The sequence below is a fragment of the Chromatiaceae bacterium genome, from assembly GCA_024235395.1.
Classification (GTDB): domain Bacteria; phylum Pseudomonadota; class Gammaproteobacteria; order Chromatiales; family Chromatiaceae; genus Thiosocius.
On record JACKMK010000002.1, the window covers coordinates 864927 to 883160 of the forward strand.

Genomic DNA, 18234 nt, shown 5'->3' on the forward strand with positions numbered 1-18234 from the left:
GAAATACAATCGTCTTTGTAAACCGCACAGACAGCCCCGAGCCGGCGCGTCACGGCAGGGGGTGGTGCAACCCGGGGTCGACCGATGAATACCTTCACCGCGATGCTCGTAACGTCGGACCCCGGTTCGCTCGATTACCTCAAAAACATCCTGCAGTTTATCGACTGTGACACGCATGTGCCTGAGTCGCCGGAGGATTTGCGTCGTCTGGTGGAACGCTTCAGTGACCGTCCGGTGGCCGTCTTTCTGAGTGGGCAGCTGCCGGATCAGGCGCGCAGCGGCTACCTGGGCGCGCTCAACGAATGCACGCCGCGGCCGGCCCTGATCCAGGTGCAGGAGCGTTCGGGCGACGAAATGCTGGTCAGCGGCGATGTCCTGGGTACGTTGCGGCTGCCTTGTCACTTCGACGCAATTTCGGCGCTCATGCACAAAGCGCAGGTCTACAGTGAATCGCAGCAGCAGGGCGAGGGGCCACGCCGGCCGCTGGAACTGTTCCGCAGCCTCTCGGGCAACAGCCGCGCGACCCGCGGTATCAATAAAATGATCGAGCAGGTCGCCGACACCGAGGCGACCGTGCTGATCCTCGGCGAATCCGGTACCGGCAAAGAGGTGGTGGCGCGCAAGCTGCACTACCACTCGAAACGTCGCGGTAGACCCTTCGTGCCGGTCAACTGCGGGGCGATTCCCGGGGACCTGTTGGAGAGCGAGTTGTTCGGCCACGAAAAGGGCGCGTTCACCGGTGCCATTACCGCGCGCCAGGGGCGGTTCGAACTGGCCGAGGGCGGCACCCTGTTCCTCGACGAGATCGGTGACATGAGCATGCACATGCAGGTCAAGCTGCTGCGCGTGCTGCAGGAACGGACCTTCGAGCGGGTCGGCAGCAACCGCACGATCCACTGCAACGTGCGCATCGTCGCCGCGACCCATCGCAACCTCGAGCAATCGATCAAGGACGGCACCTTCCGCGAGGACCTGTATTACCGCCTGAACGTGTTTCCGATCGACGTGCCGCCGTTGCGCGAGCGGGTCGAAGACATCCCGGTGCTGGTCAATGACCTGATCCAGCGCATCGAGCACGAGAAGCGCGGCTCGGTGCGCCTGACCCCGGCGGCGGTGACCGCGCTGACGCATTATCGCTGGCCGGGCAACGTGCGCGAGCTGGCGAACCTGATCGAACGCCTCGCGATCCTGTATCCCTACGGCGTGGTCGACGTGGTGGATCTGCCGGAAAAGTTTCGTGTCGGGATCCCGGTCTCGGCGCCGGCCGACATCGTCGACGACGAGGCCCTGCCGGTGATCAGTACCCACGGCGACCAACCGAACACGGTATCGACGATGCCGCGTCTGCCGGCCGAGGGAATCGATCTGAAGGTACACCTCGCGAACATGGAGCAGAGCCTTATCCGCCAGGCGCTCGAAGAGGCCAACGGCGTCGTCGCGCACGCCGCGAAAAAACTCAAGATGCGGCGTACGACGCTCGTCGAAAAACTGCGCAAATACGGTCTGCAGCGCGGCCATGAGCTGACGGGCCTTTGACGCAATCGTTTAGTTCATTCCGTAACCAACTGATATAAAAGCAATTCACGTGGTGGCACGCGTTTTGCCTGATCTGTCCGCAGACAGAATGGGCAACGGGAATCAGCCACATGGGCGAATTGCAGAGATCCGCTTTCAAGACCCCTCAGGAGCTGGAGCACGCGTTCGGCGTGTTCAATGAACTGTCGGAGCGGCTGACCGACGCCTATGGCCGACTCGAGACCCGGGTTGCGGCGCTCAGTCAGGATCTGGCGCGCTCGCGGCGCGAACGGCTGACCGAACGGGCCGAAAAGGAACACCTTGCCGACCAGCTCGGCGTATTGCTCGAGGCGCTGCCGGCAGCGATCGTGCTGGTCGACGCGCGTGACCGCGTCGACCGATTCAACCCCACCGCCGAACTCCTGTTTCCAAGCCTGGCCTGGGGACGGCGCTGGAGCGAGGTCAAGGCCGAGGTCGTTGCCGCCGAGCCGGCGCCGGGCGACTGGCGACTGCGCGACGGGCGCCGGGTCAGCGTCTCGCAACGTCCGCTGAACGACCGCGGGCGCATCCTCGTCGTGGTCGACATCACCGACCAGCGCCGCCTGCAGGAACGTCTCGAACGCCAGGACCGCCTGAGTGCGATGGGCGAGATGGCGGCGCAGCTGGCGCATCAGGTGCGCACCCCGTTGTCGAGCTGCGTTTTGTACGCGGGACAGTTGGCGAAAGGCTCGCTCAGCGACCTGCAGCGTGGCCAGTTCAGCGCCAAGCTGCTCGACAGCCTGCGGCATACCGAGACCCTGGTGCGCGACATGCTCGCATTCAGCCGAGGCGGCAGTTTCACCGCGACCCCGGTCCTGATCGAAGACGCCTTGAGTACCGCGCTGGTCGGGTTGCAGCCGCGCCTGCGGCAGCTCGAAGCGACCGTCGAGATCGACCTGGACGCCACGCCCCGGCGGCTGATCGCCGGCAATCTGGATGCGCTCGCCGGCGCCTTCAGCAATCTGATCGACAACGCCCTCAACCATGGCGGCCAGGGGGTCGGTATCCGGATCCGGGCGTGCGGCGGTTCCGAAGAACTCCTGTTGCTGCAGTTCGACGACGATGGCCCCGGTATCGAACCCGGTGTGATGCCGCGCATCTTCGACCCCTTCTTCACCACCCGCGAACGGGGGACGGGGCTCGGTCTCGCGGTCGTCCAGGCGGTGGTACTGGAGCATGGCGGTGCCGTTCGGGCGGCCGCCTCGCCGCTCGGCGGCGCACGTTTCGAGATTCAGCTGCCGTTGCTGTCCGATCCGCGACCGGCAGTGTCAACATCGAGGAAGCCATCGTGATGAATGCATCGCGCATCCTGGTCGTCGAGGACGACAGCGCCCTTGCGCAGGCGCTGACCGACACATTGATGTTGTCGGGCTACGAGGTACTGACGGCGACCGACGGTGAACAGGCGCTTGCGCGTCTCGATCGCGACCCGGTCGATATGGTGCTCACCGACGTCCAGATGCGGCCGATGGACGGCCGTGCGCTGTTGCGCAACCTGCGCGCGCGTTTCCACGAGTTGCCGGTGCTGATCATGACGGCCTACGGCACGGTCGAGCAGGCCGTGGAGGCGATGAAACTCGGCGCGGTCGATTATCTGGCCAAGCCGTTCGAGGTCGACGACCTGCTGGAGAAGGTCGAGCGCTATCTCCCGCAACGCTATCGTGACGAAGGGCAGATGATTGCCGAAGACCTGCGCACGCGCGAGCTGGTCGAACTGGCCGGGCGTGTGGCCGCCAGCGACGCGACGGTGATGATCGGGGGCGAGTCGGGCACCGGCAAAGAGGTGCTGGCGCGTTTCATCCACAACCGTTCGGCGCGTGCCGATGGCCCGTTCATCGCGATCAATTGTGCGGCGATCCCGGACAATATGCTCGAGGCGGTGCTGTTCGGCTACGAGAAGGGCGCCTTCACCGGCGCGCTGCGCGCCAGCGCCGGCAAGTTCGAACAGGCGCAAGGTGGCACGCTGCTGCTCGACGAGATCTCCGAGATGAGTCTGCCACTGCAGGCCAAACTGCTGCGGGTACTGCAGGAACGCGAGGTCGAGCGGCTCGGCGGACGCGAGGTGATCCAGCTCGACGTGCGCGTGCTGGCGACATCGAACCGCCTGCTGCGGGAAGAGGTGGCCGCCGGACGTTTCCGCGAAGACCTGTTCTACCGTCTGAACGTGTTTCCACTGACGCTGCCGCCGCTGCGCGAACGTCCGCGCGACATACTGCCACTGGCCAACCATCTCATGCGCCGCCACCTGCGGGGCGGTGAGACCTTGCCGGTGCTCGAGGCCGAGGCGCAGGCCGGCCTGTTGGCGCACCGCTGGTCGGGCAATGTGCGTGAACTCGACAACCTGATGCAGCGTGCGCTGATCCTGTGTGACGGTGAGCGTATCCGCGCGGCCGACGTGCATTTCGAGGCGCTCGATGGCGAGGTGCCGTCGGCGGCACCGACCGCAACGCCCGCCTCCGCGGCGATCGATGAAGCGGCCAAGAGCCGGCTGACCGACGATCTGCGCAATGTCGAGGAACAGATGATCCTGGATGCGCTGCGCAGCGGTCACGGCAGCCGTAAACAGGCCGCCGAGATCCTCGGCATCAGCCCTCGCACGCTGCGCTACAAGCTGCAGAAGCTGCGCGAGGCGGGGGTCATGATTCCGCGCTGAGGTGGCGCGAAATCTGCAGTAATCCGCGAAGCGGCAAACAAGCGTCAAAAACTGAACGGACCGCAGGGGCAAACAGCTATGAGCACACCGGAGATCAACCAAGTCCTCGCGCAGATGCGCGTAGCGCGCGCCCAGGCCATGGGGGTGCCGGCCGTCGAACAGCCGACCCAGGACAACTTCGGCGACCTCCTGAAACGGTCGATCGATGCAGTGAACGAGACGCAGCAGCAGGCCAATTCGCTGCGCACCGCGTTCGAGCAGGGCGAAGAGGGACTCGACCTGGCACAGGTGATGATTGCGGTACAGAAATCCAGCCTGTCGTTTCAGGCGATGGTCGAAGTCCGCAACAAGCTTGTCGACGCGTACAAGGACGTCATGAACATGCCGGTCTGACCCGGTACTGGCGGCAGGCGGTAGAACACTCGAAATAACAGGTCGCAGACATGGCGGAAGCAGGCAGCGCGAAAAATCTCCCGATGACAGGCTCGGCCGGCGGCATGACCGCGATCGTGGCAAATCCCTGGATGCGACAGCTGGCGGTGATGGTCGGCATCGCGGCGAGCGTCGCACTCGGTGTCGCGGTGGTGCTGTGGTCCCAGGACCCCAGCTATGCGCCGCTGTACGGCAACCTCGCGGAGAAAGACGCCAGCCAGGTGATGGAGGCACTGCAGCAGGCCGGCGTCGATTACCGGGTCGACGAGGCCACCGGCATGGTGATGGTACCGGCCGCCAAGCTCAAAGAGATCCGCATGCAGCTTGCCGGCCAGGGGTTGCCGAACAGTGTCGGCATGGGCTTTGAGCTGCTGCAGCAGGAGACAGGGTTCGGCACCAGCCAGATCGTCGAGAAGGCGCGTTACCAGCAGGCGATGCAGGGTGAACTGGCACGCACCATTGCGACCATTGGCGCGGTACACAGTGCGCGTGTGCACCTGGCGATCCCGAAACAGTCGGTATTCGTCCGCAAGCGCCAGCCTGCCAGCGCCTCGGTTACGCTGCGCCTGCACAACGGTCGCGTGCTCGAAGACGGGCAGGTCGAGGCGATCGTGCACCTGGTCGCATCCAGTGTGCCGGAACTCGAACCCAGTCGCGTGATCGTGGTCGACCAGAAAGGTCGGCTGCTGAGCGGCGACCCCGGCAGTCAGGAGATGAAGCTCTCGGCGACCCAGTTCGAACATACGCGGCGTATCGAGCAGCACTACCGTGAGCGCATCGAGGATCTGCTGGCGCCGATCGTCGGGCGCGACAAGGTGCGCGCACAGGTCACAGCGAATGTCGACTTCACGGTCACGGAGCAGACGCAAGAGCGTTACAACCCGGACCAGCCGGCGCTTCGCAGCGAGCAGGTCAACGAGGAATCGAGCCGCGGCGCGGGTGCCGGTGGCGTACCCGGTGCATTGTCCAATCAACCGCCGGCGGCGGGTGCGGCGCCCGAGACCGCAGCCGGCGCAGAGGGCGAGCAGACGGCTGCGGTGGTCAATGCGAGCACCCAGGCCACCCGCAACTACGAGCTCGACCGGGTGATCAGCCACACCCGTATGTCGCCGATCTCGCTGCGCCGCCTCTCGGTGGCCGTGGTCGTCGACGATATCGCGGTCGCGGCCGCCGACGGCACGGTCACGGTCCGTGAGCGCACACCGGAAGAGATCGAACGCCTGACCGAACTGGTTCGTGAGGCGATTGGCTTCGACGCCCGGCGCGGTGACAGCGTGCGGGTCATGAACAGCGCCTTCCTGGCACCCGAAGCGGTTGCGGAGATGCCTGAGATCCCGATCTGGGAACAGTCCTGGTTCGTCGACATCATCAAACAGGTCGGCGGCCTGCTGCTGGTCCTGGTGCTGATCTTCGTCGTCCTGCGGCCGACCATGAAACGCCTGACCGCGACCCATGTCGAGGTGCCGGGTGTCCAGGGTGCGCGCGTCGAAGGTCCGCTGGGGCAGGCCGAAGGGGGTGCCGTGGCAGAAGAGGACCTGATGCTCGGCAGCGACGGCGAACCGATCCGTCTGCCAGGCGGTGGACGCTACGAGAACATCATGGACGCGGCCCGCGAACTGGTCGACGAGGACCCGAAGCGTGTCGCGCAGCTGGTCAAGACCTGGATGAGCGAAGAAGCCGCCTGATATGGATGCGAACTCCGACGCACAAGTCGTCAAGAATCTGACCGGGCTGCAGCGCTCGGCCCTGCTGATGCTCGGTCTCGGCGAGAAGCACGCCGCCGAGATCCTGCGTCACATGGGACCCAAGGAAGTCCAGGAGATCGGACTGGCGATGGCCAGCCTGACGCACGTCACGAATTCGCAGATGGAACTGGTGATGCAGAATTTCGTCGAGGCGATCGGCGAACAGACCTCGCTCGGGATGGGTTCCGACGAGTACATACGCAATATGCTGACCTCCGCGCTCGGCGCCGACAAGGCCAGCGGCATCATCGACCGCATCCTGCTCGGGCGCAACAGCAAGGGCCTGGAGCAGCTCAAATGGATGGATCCCCGGGCGATCGCCGAACTGATCCGCCTCGAGCATCCGCAGATCATCTCGATCGTGATGTCGTTCCTCGACCCCGATCAGGCTGCCGGCGTGCTCAGCGAATTCCCCGAACGGGTGCGTACCGACGTGATCATGCGCGTCGCGGCGCTCGAGGGGATTCAGCCGGTTGCGTTGCAGGAACTCGACGAGATTCTGGAGAAACAGTTCTCGGGCGGCGCGAACGTGAAATCGTCGGCGCTCGGCGGTGTCAAGAAAGCGGCGGATATCCTGAACTTCGTCGACGGTGCAATCGAGAGCAAGGTGATCGAGCAGATCAGCGAGGCCGACGAGGAGCTGTCGCAACAGATCCAGGACAACATGTTCGTGTTCGAAAACCTGATCGACGTCGACGATCGCGGCATGCAGACGCTGTTGCGCGAGGTCTCATCCGACCAGTTGCTGCTGGCACTGCGCGGTGCGCCCGAGGCGCTGCGTGAAAAGATCTTCAAAAACATGTCGTCGCGCGCCGCCGAGATGCTCAAGGACGACCTCGAGGCCGCGGCGCCGGCCAAGATCAGCGACGTCGAGGCGGCGCAGAAGGAGATTCTCACCGTCGCGCGGCGGTTGTCCGATGCCGGCGAGATCAATCTCGGTGGCAGCGGTGGCGACGAGTTCATCTGATGTGGCGCTACCCCGATGAATGAGCGCAAGAAGGCCGGTGCCCAGGTCATCCGTTCCGGCGACATCGAGGTCACCCAGTGGTTGCCGCCTCATGTGCATCGCCAGGGCGAGACTCCGATCGATGAGGCCGGCGGACTGCTGACCGCCGGGCAGCTCGACCAGATTCAAAAGGCCGCGCACCAGGAAGGCTTCGAGCAGGGGCGCCGGGAAGGGCAGGAATACGGTCACCGCGAAGGTCTCGAGCAGGGCCGTGCCGACCTGCAGGCGCGAATCGCGCGACTGGATCAGCTGCTGCACAGTCTCGACAAGCCGTTCGAGGAGCTCGACCAGCAGGTCGAGGACGAGGTCGTGACCCTGGTCATCAACATGGTGCGCCAGCTGATCCGTCGCGAGGTCAAACTCGATCCGGGGCAGATCGTCGGTGTGGTGCGTGAGGCGCTGGGCATCCTGCCGGTCAGTGCGCGCAGTATCCGCGTCGCGTTGCATCCGGATGACGCGGTGCTGGTGCGCGAGGCGTACGCGCTCGGTGAACACGATCAGAAGTGGCAGATCGTCGAGGACCCGGTGATTCAACGCGGCGGCTGTCGTATCCACACCGACACCTCGCAGGTCGACGCGACGCTCGACTCGCGGTTGAGCAGTCTGATCGCCCCCTTGCTCGCCGGCGAGCGGGTGCGTGACAGCGAAGGGGGTGACTAGCATGGTCACACCGGTCGGCCGCAATGACATCTGGTCGGCACGTATACGCCGGCTCGGTGACCGCCTCGGCGGGAGCCGTGGCCTGGTGGTCGAAGGCAAGCTGACCCGCATGGTGGGACTGACGCTGGAAGCGGTCGGTTGCCGCGCGGCGATCGGTGGACGCTGCGATGTGATCAACAGCAACGGCGAGCGGATCGAGGCCGAGGTGGTCGGATTCTCGGGCGAAAGCCTCTACCTGATGCCGACGGGCGATATCCGCGGGCTCGAGCCGGATGCCCGGGTGGTACCGACCGGCCGGATCAGCGAAGCCACGGTCGGCGACGAACTCCTCGGGCGCATCATCGACGGCAGCGGTCGGCCGCTGGATGGCAGGGGTCTGCTGCACGCAAACAAACGCTGGCCATTGAACGGCGGCTATATCAATCCGCTGGCGCGCGCACCGATCCGCAAACCCCTGGACGTCGGGATCCGGGCGATCAATTCGCTGCTGAGTGTCGGCCGGGGACAGCGGCTCGGCCTGTTCGCCGGGTCCGGTGTCGGCAAGTCCGTGCTGCTCGGCATGATGACGCGCTACACCGATGCCGACGTGGTGGTCGTGGGGCTGATCGGCGAGCGTGGCCGGGAGGTCAAGGAGTTCGTTGACAATATCCTCGGCGAGGAAGGGCTTGCGCGTTCGGTGGTGGTCGCCGTGCCGGCCGACCAGCCGCCGTTGCGGCGTATGCACGGGGCGATGCTGGCCACCGCAATCGCCGAATATTTCCGCGATCAGGGCAAGCACGTCCTGTTGCTGATGGACTCGCTGACACGTTTCGCCCAGGCGCAGCGCGAGATCGGTCTGGCCATCAACGAACCGCCGGCGACCAAGGGATATCCACCCTCAGTCTTTGCCAAGCTGCCGCAGCTGGTCGAACGCGCCGGCAACGGCGACCGGGGTGGTGGTTCGATCACTGCTTTCTACACGGTGCTGGTCGAGGGGGATGACCAGAACGACCCGATCGCCGACGCGGCCCGCGCAATCCTCGACGGGCACATTGTGCTTTCCAGGCGCCTGGCCGAATCCGGTCAGTATCCGGCGATCGATATCGAGGCCTCGGTCAGTCGCGCAATGAACGAAATTACTGACCGTCAGCATCAACAGGCAGCGCGAGAGTTCAAACAGCTCTATAGTCTGTACGAGCAGAACAGGGACCTGATCTCGGTCGGTGCCTACGAGCTGGGCTCGAACGACCAGATCGATCTGGCGATCGGTGCCATGCCATCGTTGCGGGAGTTTCTGCATCAGGACATGCGTACGCGATTCGACCTGCGAGACAGTCTGGACGACCTGATGACCCTGTTTCCACAGGAACAGTTGCCGGTCGCGAGTGGTACGAGGTAGAGGTAAGGGATGTCGCCGTCACAACGATTCAAACCGATCCAGAAGATCGCCTCGCATCACGAGCGCAAGGCGGCAGCCGCACTTGGTGAGTCGCTGAAGCAGCGAGAGGCGGCGATGCAGCGACTCGATGAGCTCAGGCAATACCTCGCGGAGTATCTCGAGCGGTTCTCGCGTGCGGTGGCGAGCGGCCTGTCGGGCAGCCAGGTGATGGAGTACCAGGTGTTCATCGGAAAACTGGAGACCGCGATCGAACACCAGGAAAAGGTGGTCTTGCAGTCCCAGCAGGCATGCGCCTCCACCAAGGAGCAATGGCGAGGCCGCTATACCAAGTCCAAGGCCATGGAAAATGCGGTCGACCGCCTGTCTCAGGCGGAGCGTCGGGACGAGGAACGCAAGGAACAGTCCGAGAGCGACGACCGTGCGCAGCGTAAGCGCTAGTCGGCCAGGCACACGCCAGGCGCCCCTTCATATCTTTCGCGGCAACCGGGCGATGTTTGGCTGCAGTGCCTGGTCAACCAGCACGTGCTGCAGGTCCGACGCCGACATCGGTCTGTACAGCAGGTAGCCCTGACCGAACTGACATCCCTCGTCGACCAGGAACCGACGCTGCGTCTCGGTTTCGACACCTTCCCCGACCAGATTGAGATTGAGACTCTTCGCCAACGCGATCACTGCGCGGGTGATCGCAATGTCGTTGGGGTCGTCGGGTATGTCGCGGATGAACGATTTGTCGATCTTCAGCCGTTGTACAGGCAACGACTTCAGGTAGGACAGAGACGAGTAGCCGGTCCCGAAGTCGTCGATCGCCAGCACGACGCCCAGTTCACGTACCTTCCTCAACACTTCGATCGCCTGTGCCGACTCGCCCATGATGAAACTCTCTGTGACTTCGAGCTCGAGGTTCGCCGCGGGTAGGCCCGTTTCGAGAAGCACGCGTTTGACCAATTCCGCGAGATCACCGCGTCGCACCTGTGTGCCGGAGATGTTCACCGCGAGCGTGCCGCTCAGTAGCCCCTGGTCCAGCCACTCTCTCGCCTGTCGGCACGACTCCCTCAGTACCCATTCACCGATCTGCAGGATGGCACCGTTGTCCTCCGCCACCGGTATGAAACGGTCCGGGGAGACCTGGCCGAGGTCCGGGTTGTACCAGCGTGCCAGCACCTCCACACCGACGATCTCGCCGCTGGCCAGATCGACCTGGGGCTGGTATCGGAGGTCGAATTCGCCTTTGCGGATGGCATTGCGCAACGCGCTGTCCACCAGCATGCGTTCGAACGCCTGGCGCGTCAGATCCTCGGTATAGAACTGGTAGGTATTGCGTCCCAGTGCCTTGGCCCGATACATCGCCGCGTCGGCGTTGCGCATCAGGGTGTTCGCATCCTTGCCATCGTCCGGCGATACCGCGACGCCGATACTTGGCGTCACCCGGACCTGGGCAGCGCCCAGGACGAACTCCCGGTCGAATGCATCGATGACCTTTTCGATCACCGATGCCAGCGAGGTGCGCACATCGAATTCCTCGATCAGCACCGTGAACTCGTCGCCGCCAATCCGCGCGACGGTGTCCTCCTGGCGCAGTACAGAGGCCAACAGCCGGGCGACCTGCACCAGCAGCTCGTCACCGTATTCGTGGCCGAGGCTGTCATTGACGTGTTTGAAGTTGTCCAGGTCGACGAAGATTGCCGCGACTTGACCATGACGCCGTGCGGCGCGCTCGAGTGCGTGTTGCAGGCGCTCGTTGAACAATGCCCGGTTGGGTAGGCCGGTCAGGGCATCGTGATGCGCGAGATGGGCGAGCTTCTGTTGCGACTCCTTGAGGTGACTGATATCGGTATAGATCGCGACATAGCTGGTCACTTCGCCGGCTTCGTCGCGCACGGCGTTGATCGCGACCAGTTCCGCGGTCAGTACGCCGTTCTTGGACCGATTGATGAGTTCCCCGCGCCAGGCACCGGTGTCGATAATCGAACGCCACATCTCCTCGTAGAATGCATCGTCATGTCGGTCGGACCGCCACAGGTTCGGTGTCTTGCCGATCACTTCATCACGCGTGAAACCCAGAATCCGGGTGAAGGATTGATTGACGTCCAGCACGACGCCCTGCGGATCGGTAATCACGATCGCCTCTGTGGACGAGTCGAACACGGTGGCCGACAGTTTGAGGCGCTGCTCGGATTCCAGGCGAGCGGAGATGTCGTGGAATACCGCGATGTAGAACTCCTGGTCGTCGAACGCGAGGTGATTGGCGTGTACCTCGATCGGGAATTCCTCGCCATCGGCGCGCCGGTGGCTGCTCTCGAAGCGCAGGCTCCCGCCCTGTTTCAACGCCTGCCAATGTGTATTCCAATCGGCTTGCCGGGTGCCCGGCGCGATCTGGGCCACCGAGAGGCCCACTGCTTCGCTTGTGTCGAAGGCCAGCGCCTTGCGTGCGGCGTCGTTCAGGTAGATCAGACGACCATCGGCGTCTGCCCAGTACACACCGATGCTGACATGGTCGACAGTGTTCTGGGTGAGCGCGAGCCGGTGCTCGATGCGCTTGCGCTCGGTGATGTCCGTGGCGATGCCACAAATGCCGTTGACCTTGCCTTGCTCGTCGAGGAGCGGAAACTTGGTGACCAGGAAGTCTTGGATGGCGTCTCCGGTCGGTGGCTTTTCGTCGACGGTCACCGCGGCACCGCTGGCAAGGACTTCGCGGTCGGTGAGTCGGGTCGATGCGGCGAAGTCCTCGGCAAACAGCTGGTGGTCGAATTTGCCGACGATCTGTCCCCGTGGCCGGTCGACCAGACGCTCGTAACTGCTGTTGACCAGTACGTACCGGCCGAGTGGATCCTTGATGTAGATGATTTCCGGTGCGTTGTCGATGACTGCCTGCAGCCTGGATTGGTCGGCCTTGATGGTTTCCAGCAACTCGGCGTTGCGTCCGAGCAGGTCCTGCAGCCGGTGGCGTTCGGCCGAGATCTCTGCGACGAGTGGGCTGGTCGCCAGGCGTGTCAATGCGATGCCCAGCAGAGCCAATGCGAGCACCGCCAGGGCCGCTACGACAGCCTGGCGCCTCGCTGCCGCGAAAAACACGTCGTGCTCCGACTCGAACAGGATCAGCCAGTTGGTGTGGCTCAGTGTGCGGAAGGCCAGCAGTAGCTCGCGGCCGTCAACGTCGTCAAGTGTGAAGGTCCCAGTGGCATCGCCTTCGGAACGCGACTCGCCGAGCCGTTGCGACAGCAGGTTTTCGTCGGTCCGATGCGTTCTGAGGCCGGTGCGGTACAGGTCGACCAGACGGTCGCCCTCGAGCGCCACCACCCGGATGTCACCCACTGCCTCGATATGATCGAGAAATCCGCGCAGTATCGCCTGCAACCGGTCGTCGCGGAGCATCACGAGATCGGTGCCCAAGGCGCGTTGCGTGTTGTCCCGGATCGGCGCCGACACGACGATGCGGCCATCGGTCGGCCTGCCGACCCCTGTCACGACGGTGGAGGGTTCGTCCGGCCAGGCGGACCTTGGAATCGGCGCACCGACACTCAGCAGGGGTTCGCCGGCTGTGCCCAGCCGTGTGATGCCGAGGATGCCGCTGTCGGAGACCATCGCATCCTGCAAGGGGGGCGCGGTGAATTCCTGCACCGCAGACAGGGTCGTTTCCCCGTGGAGATAGTGGCCCAGCTTTTCACGGATGTGGCTACGGCTGGCGATCTGGGAGGCTATGTCTTCCAGGCGCCCGAGTTCCGCCTCGAGCGCGGTCGTCTGCAGTTCCAACGCAAACGACAGCTGGTGCATCAGGTTGTCCGTTTGAGAGCGGTACAGCAGCACCGTCGCAATTCCGCCCACCAGGAAACTCGTCAACAGGATGCCAAGCACCGTCAGCAGCATGACGCGCCGTTCGGTCGTGTTGACCGGAGCGGGCTCGGGGGCCGGCGTTGTTCGGGCGGGTGGCGGCATAGCTGGAGACGGACACTGGAACGTCCACCGTTAGCGGCTGGCGCACCGATTTGTGAAGGTGCACAGGGTGTGGGTACTCCACTCAGCCGGTGTGTTTGCGCTCCGCCGCCTCGCGCAATCGCTTGATCTGGAACAGCGTTCCGCGCTCTTCTTCCTCGAGCGCTTCGGCGATCTGTTTGATCTTGCTGCGATAAGAGGGAATTATGTTGTATTTCAGCGCGTTGACGCGCTTTTGTGCCTTTCGCTGCTCGCTGATCAGACGATACAGCGCCATCTCCACCGTGGCCAGTTCGGACAGGTGGACCGCCGCGCGGGCAAACGCCTGGCGGGCCTCGTCGAAGCTCGGGTCCGTACCCAGCAGGCCGACCGGCTGAGGGGCGACCACCTCGGCCTCGACGGAGGGATACTGGACACCGAGCGACCGGCGCGCCAGGACTTTCATTCGCGTCGAAGGCGATGCCCCCAGGGAGGCCTGGGCAATCGAACGATCACCCATGCGTAACTGCGCGATGCTCAACCAGCGATAGGCGGTTCTCAGCGTCTCGTGCGCAGCGCGTTTACGGTCCTGGTACTCCTTGATGTGCTGATACACGAGGCGGGTCAGCAACTCGCGCTTGCGTTCCAGCAGGGCATGTCCGTCTTCGAGGAAGCGGACCTGTTTGCGCAGGTTCAGCAGCGCACTCTTGGTGGGTGCCGTGCGCAGCCGGCTCATGCGGCCTTTTCTCCGCTGCGGTGGTAGTGCGCGAGGTCGGTCTCGCTGACGCGCGTGAGCGCCTCGCGCGGAAACTGCGAAAGCAGCTCCCAGGCCAGGTTGAGGGTCTCGATGATGCTGCGGTTCTCGTCCTCGCCCTGGCCGACGAAATGGCGGTCGAACTGCTCGGCGAATTCGAGGTAGCGTTGATCGCGCGCCGAGAGTTCCTCTGCACCGATGATCGAGGCCAGGTTGCGCGCCTCCTGGGCCTTGGCGTACAGCGCATACAGTTGATTGGCGACCCGCGGATGATCGTCGCGCGTATCGTCCTTGCCGATGCCGTCCTTCATCAGGCGCGACAGCGAAGGCGCGATGTCGACCGGTGGGTAGATGCCCTGGTTGTGCAGTTCGCGCGACAGCACGATCTGACCCTCGGTGATGTAGCCGGTCAGGTCGGGGATCGGGTGGGTGATATCGTCGGACGGCATCGACACCACCGGAACCATCGTCACCGAACCGTGGCGCTCGCGGATGCGACCGGACCGCTCGTAGATCTCGGCAAGATCCGAGTACAGGTAGCCCGGGTAGCCCTTGCGCGCGGGGACGTCGCCCTTGGCGGTCGCGACCTCGCGCAACGCCTCTGCGTAGTGTGTCATGTCGGTCATCACGACCAGGACATGGCGGTCGAGATCGAATGCGAGGTACTCGGCCGCGGTCAGAGCGACACGCGGCAGCGCCAGCCGCTCGACCGGAGGATCGTCGGCGTGGTTGATGAACATCACCACATTGCCGAGCACGCCGGAGTCGGAGAATGATTCGCGGAAGAACCGCGCATCGGTGTACGAGACGCCCATCGCCGCAAACACGATCGCGAAATTGCTCGCCTCGCCGGGCAGGCGGGCCTGGCGAACGATCTGCGCGGCCAGTCGGTTGTGCGGCAGGCCGGATGCCGAAAAGATCGGCAGCTTCTGTCCGCGTACCAGTGAATTCAGGCCATCGATCGTCGATACGCCGGTTTGGATGAACTCGCGAGGGTAGTTGCGCGCCGCCGGATTGATTGCCGAACCATTGATGCCACGTTCCTCACCGTCGACGATCGGCGGCCGGCCGTCGCGCGGTTCGCCGATCCCGTTGAACACGCGACCGAGCAACCCGGGGCTGACCGCTAGGGTGAGCGGCTTGTCGAGGAAACGCACCCAGGTGTTGTCCAGATCGATGTCATCGGTGCCCTCGAACACCTGGATCAGGGTCTCGCGCTCGGCGGCCAGGATCACCTGGCCGTTGCGCTGCCTGCCGCGGTGGTCACGGATGCGCACACGATCACCGAACGCGACCTCGTCGACCCCCCTTACGATCAGCAGACCTCCCTGCGCGGCCTCGGCGCGACGGTACTCGACATCACTCATGAGGCTTTCTCCTGACTCGATGCGTACTCGCTGTGCAGTGCCGCAAACGCCTTGTAGACCTCGCCGGCGAACTCGGCGAGCTGGTCGGTCTCGTCACTGCTCCAGGTCGACTTGGCGCGGCGTATGCGCGCCAGCACCGGGTGCTCGGCGAGTTCCTGGACCGGCGCACCCATTGCGATCAGTTCGCGTCCGCGATCGAAGACCTGCATCACCAGTTCCAGGAGTTCGAACTGCTTGTGCGGCGAGCAATAGCTGTCGGCGGCATCCAGCGCGCTCTGCTGCAACACCGCCTCCTTGATCAGCGAGGCACCTTCGAGTTCCCAGCGCTGGGCCGATGAGAGTGCCTCGGGCCCGACCAGATTGACGATGCGTGAGAGTTCGGCGTCGCGCGCGAGCAGCGACAGCGCCTCGGTACGACGTTTGTTCCAGGCGCCACTGATGTTCTGCGCCCACCAGCCGGCCGCCGTCGAGACATCCTGCGAGAAACTGTCGACCCAATCCACCGATGGGTAATGCCGCGCGTCGGCGAGTTCCTTGGACAGTGCCCAGAAGGTCTGGATGATCTCCTTGGTGTGGCTGGTGACCGGTTCGGAGAAATCGCCTCCCGGCGGTGACACCGCGCCGATCAGGGTCACCGAACCGCGTTCGCCGTCCAGGGTTTCGACCCGGCCGGCGCGTTCGTAGACCGCGGCCAGCCGCGAACCGAGGTAGGCCGGATAGCCTTCTTCGACCGGCATATGCCCGAGTCGTCCGGCGACCTCGCGCAACGCTTCGGCCCAGCGTGAGGTCGAATCCGCCAGCATCACGACGTCGTAACCCTGGTCACGGAAATACTCGGCCATCGTCATGCCGACATAGATGGACGCCTCGCGGGCGACCACCGGCATGTTCGAGGTGTTGGCCACCAGCAGCGTGCGTTCCATCATCCCGCGCCCGGTATGCGGATCCTGCAGCTGTGGAAAACTCTCGAGTACGTCGACCAGTTCGTTGCCGCGTTCGCCGCAACCCACGTAGATCACGATGTCGGCGTTCGACCACCGCGCGACCTGCTGTTGGACCATGGTCTTGCCGGCGCCGAACGGGCCCGGCACCGCGCCCTTGCCGCCCTTGAGCAGTGGGAAGAAGGTGTCGAGGATGCGCTGGCCGGTGATCAGCGGTTCGACGCCGTGGTCACGTTGGCCATAAGGACGCGGCGTGCGGACCGGCCAGCGGTGGTACAACTTCAGCTTGTGCACCTCGCCGTGCGGGTCGCGGACGCGCGCGATGGTCTTGTCCAGCGTGTATTTTCCGGCGGGGGCGAGGTCGATCAACTCGCCGGACACATCCGGTGGCACCAGTATCCGGTGCTCGATGGTCTCGGTTTCCTGCACCATGCCCAGGCGTGCACCGGCGATGATCGGGTGACCCGGTTCCAGACCCTGTGTCGGGGCGAACGGCCATTCCCGTTCGCGATCCAGGGAGGCGATCCGCAGGCCGCGCGGGATATTGTCCCCGGCGACGCTGGCGATCTGCTGCAGCGGTCTCTGCACGCCATCGAAGATGCCCTGCAACAGGCCGGGACCGAGTTCGACGGTCAGTGGATGACCCAGACCCTCGACCGATTCGCCTGGCCGCAGCCCCTCGGTGGATTCATAGGCCTGCACCACCGCATCCTCGCCGTCCAGGGCGATGACTTCGCCGACGATGTCGAGACTGCCGATGCGGACCTGCTCACCGTTGCGCGCACCCGAGAGGCGGACGCGCAGAATCGGGCCGTTGATCTCACGAATGTGTCCAGTGCGTGCGTCGCTCACTGCGGTCCTCCGCTACGTGCGCTGGCGTTGATGCCGGCCGGGAACAGCTGCTGCAGGATGGAGCGCTGGATGTTCGCCGCGAAGCGCGCGGCGCGACCCTCGAAGCGATTGTCGACCTGGGCGCGATTGTCACTGGTCCGCAGCCTGATGCCGCCGCTGCCCCAGGTCGGGTTCTCGGCCAGCGTTATCTGCCTGTCGGGCGCGGCTTCGCGGCTCAGCGCATCCCATTCGGCCGCCAGCCAGCCGAGATCATCGGCATTCACCTCGGCGGTCAACTCGCCGGCCGGCAGGCGTTCAACCGCGTCTGCGATCATCGTGGCCAGCCACTGCCTGTAGCTGTCACGATCGGAGGTCAAAGATCGAATCCGTTCTGCGAGACGTGCCTGGACGGTCTGCACCATTTCCCAGCGCAGCTGGTCGAGGCGCGCCTGCATCTTCAATTCGCTGGCCTGGGTGACACGGCGAAAGTGGCGTTCAGCATCGGCCTTGGCGACCAGCACCTCGCGTTCCTCGGCAATGTGCAGGCGTTCGGCAGTGTCACGCAGGATGCTGTCGCGCTGCCGACTGGCCTTGTCGGTGAACTCCTGGGCCAGTTCCCCGGCGCGCGCCATGATCGCCTGCTCAAGCGAACGCAGTTGGTCTTCCCCGGAATCACTCATGTCGCTTCACCATCGAGGCCTAGCAGTAGTCGGATGTGATCGTCGATTGCGCTGTGCATCTGATCGGGTTGGGTGAGCGGCGGGACCTGGGTCAACAGTATCCGTCCGCCTTCGCGGCGAACCTCCTGCAGCCGCCGGCTGCCGCACTGCGCCAGCTGCTGGTCGATGACCACGAATGCCGGGGTACGTGTGGTCTGCAGATGCTCGAGCAGCTGGTCCAACTGTGCCTCGTTGGCATCCGGGTAGACCTCGAAGCCGGCCAGGTGGAACCCCGTCGCCAGCGACGCTTCGCCCAGGAACAGCTGTCGGGTGGCCTCCATTTCG

General features: G+C 64.4%; 15 protein-coding genes. 9 read left to right on the forward strand and 6 right to left on the reverse strand.

Translation table 11 applies throughout. The features are described 5' to 3' along the window. The first annotated feature begins 102 nt into the window (after positions 1-102). The 9 genes from H6955_12070 to fliJ all read left to right on the forward strand — a co-directional run bounded on the left by H6955_12070 (position 103) and on the right by fliJ (position 9866). Positions 103-1536 (forward strand): sigma-54-dependent Fis family transcriptional regulator, encoded by a 1434-nt coding sequence (locus H6955_12070; GenBank protein MCP5314293.1) that lies wholly within the window; start codon positions 103-105, stop codon positions 1534-1536. 110 nt (positions 1537-1646) lie between these two features. Further along, on the forward strand, positions 1647-2846 hold the full coding sequence (locus H6955_12075) for a histidine kinase (GenBank protein MCP5314294.1): 1200 nt from the start codon (positions 1647-1649) through the stop codon (positions 2844-2846). Further along, positions 2846-4207 (forward strand): sigma-54-dependent Fis family transcriptional regulator, encoded by a 1362-nt coding sequence (locus tag H6955_12080; protein MCP5314295.1) that lies wholly within the window; start codon positions 2846-2848, stop codon positions 4205-4207. Before H6955_12075 ends, H6955_12080 begins: the two co-directional genes overlap by 1 nt. Positions 4208-4285: 78 nt before the next feature. Next, positions 4286-4600 (forward strand): flagellar hook-basal body complex protein FliE, encoded by a 315-nt coding sequence (gene fliE / locus H6955_12085; protein MCP5314296.1) that lies wholly within the window; start codon positions 4286-4288, stop codon positions 4598-4600. Between the two features lie 50 nt (positions 4601-4650). Beyond that, positions 4651-6324: a flagellar M-ring protein FliF gene (fliF, locus tag H6955_12090; GenBank protein MCP5314297.1), complete on the forward strand. Its 1674-nt coding sequence runs from the start codon at positions 4651-4653 to the stop codon at positions 6322-6324. Between the two features lies 1 nt (position 6325). Next, the gene (fliG, locus tag H6955_12095) at positions 6326-7351 is read left to right on the forward strand and encodes a flagellar motor switch protein FliG (protein MCP5314298.1); all 1026 of its coding nucleotides are present in this window, start codon (positions 6326-6328) and stop codon (positions 7349-7351) included. Positions 7352-7366: 15 nt separating this feature from the next. Next, entirely contained in the window at positions 7367-8050 is a 684-nt protein-coding gene (locus tag H6955_12100; protein MCP5314299.1) for a flagellar assembly protein FliH, read from the forward strand. Position 8051: 1 nt separating this feature from the next. After that, positions 8052-9428: a flagellar protein export ATPase FliI gene (gene fliI / locus H6955_12105; protein MCP5314300.1), complete on the forward strand. Its 1377-nt coding sequence runs from the start codon at positions 8052-8054 to the stop codon at positions 9426-9428. 9 nt (positions 9429-9437) lie between these two features. After that, complete coding sequence (fliJ, locus tag H6955_12110) at positions 9438-9866, forward strand: flagellar export protein FliJ (GenBank protein ID MCP5314301.1); 429 nt, start codon at positions 9438-9440, stop codon at positions 9864-9866. A gap of 27 nt (positions 9867-9893) precedes the next feature. On the opposite strand, the gene H6955_12115 is transcribed toward fliJ, so the two are convergent. The 6 genes from H6955_12115 to H6955_12140 all read right to left on the reverse strand — a co-directional run bounded on the left by H6955_12115 (position 9894) and on the right by H6955_12140 (position 18230). After that, positions 9894-13292, reverse strand: coding sequence for an EAL domain-containing protein (locus H6955_12115; GenBank protein ID MCP5314302.1), 3399 nt, complete (start codon positions 13290-13292; stop codon positions 9894-9896). A gap of 151 nt (positions 13293-13443) precedes the next feature. Then, positions 13444-14073 carry a V-type ATP synthase subunit D gene (locus tag H6955_12120; GenBank protein MCP5314303.1) on the reverse strand — a complete coding sequence of 210 codons (630 nt, stop codon included), beginning with the start codon at positions 14071-14073 and terminating at the stop codon, positions 13444-13446. Next, complete coding sequence (locus H6955_12125) at positions 14070-15458, reverse strand: V-type ATP synthase subunit B (protein ID MCP5314304.1); 1389 nt, start codon at positions 15456-15458, stop codon at positions 14070-14072. Before H6955_12125 ends, H6955_12120 begins: the two co-directional genes overlap by 4 nt. Beyond that, positions 15455-17251: a V-type ATP synthase subunit A gene (locus H6955_12130; protein MCP5314305.1), complete on the reverse strand. Its 1797-nt coding sequence runs from the start codon at positions 17249-17251 to the stop codon at positions 15455-15457. The genes H6955_12125 and H6955_12130 overlap by 4 nt, the downstream gene beginning before the upstream one ends. Next, positions 17248-17910, reverse strand: coding sequence for an ATPase (locus tag H6955_12135; GenBank protein MCP5314306.1), 663 nt, complete (start codon positions 17908-17910; stop codon positions 17248-17250). Before H6955_12135 ends, H6955_12130 begins: the two co-directional genes overlap by 4 nt. Next, positions 17907-18230 carry an ATPase gene (locus H6955_12140; protein MCP5314307.1) on the reverse strand — a complete coding sequence of 108 codons (324 nt, stop codon included), beginning with the start codon at positions 18228-18230 and terminating at the stop codon, positions 17907-17909. Before H6955_12140 ends, H6955_12135 begins: the two co-directional genes overlap by 4 nt. Positions 18231-18234 lie beyond the last annotated feature (4 nt).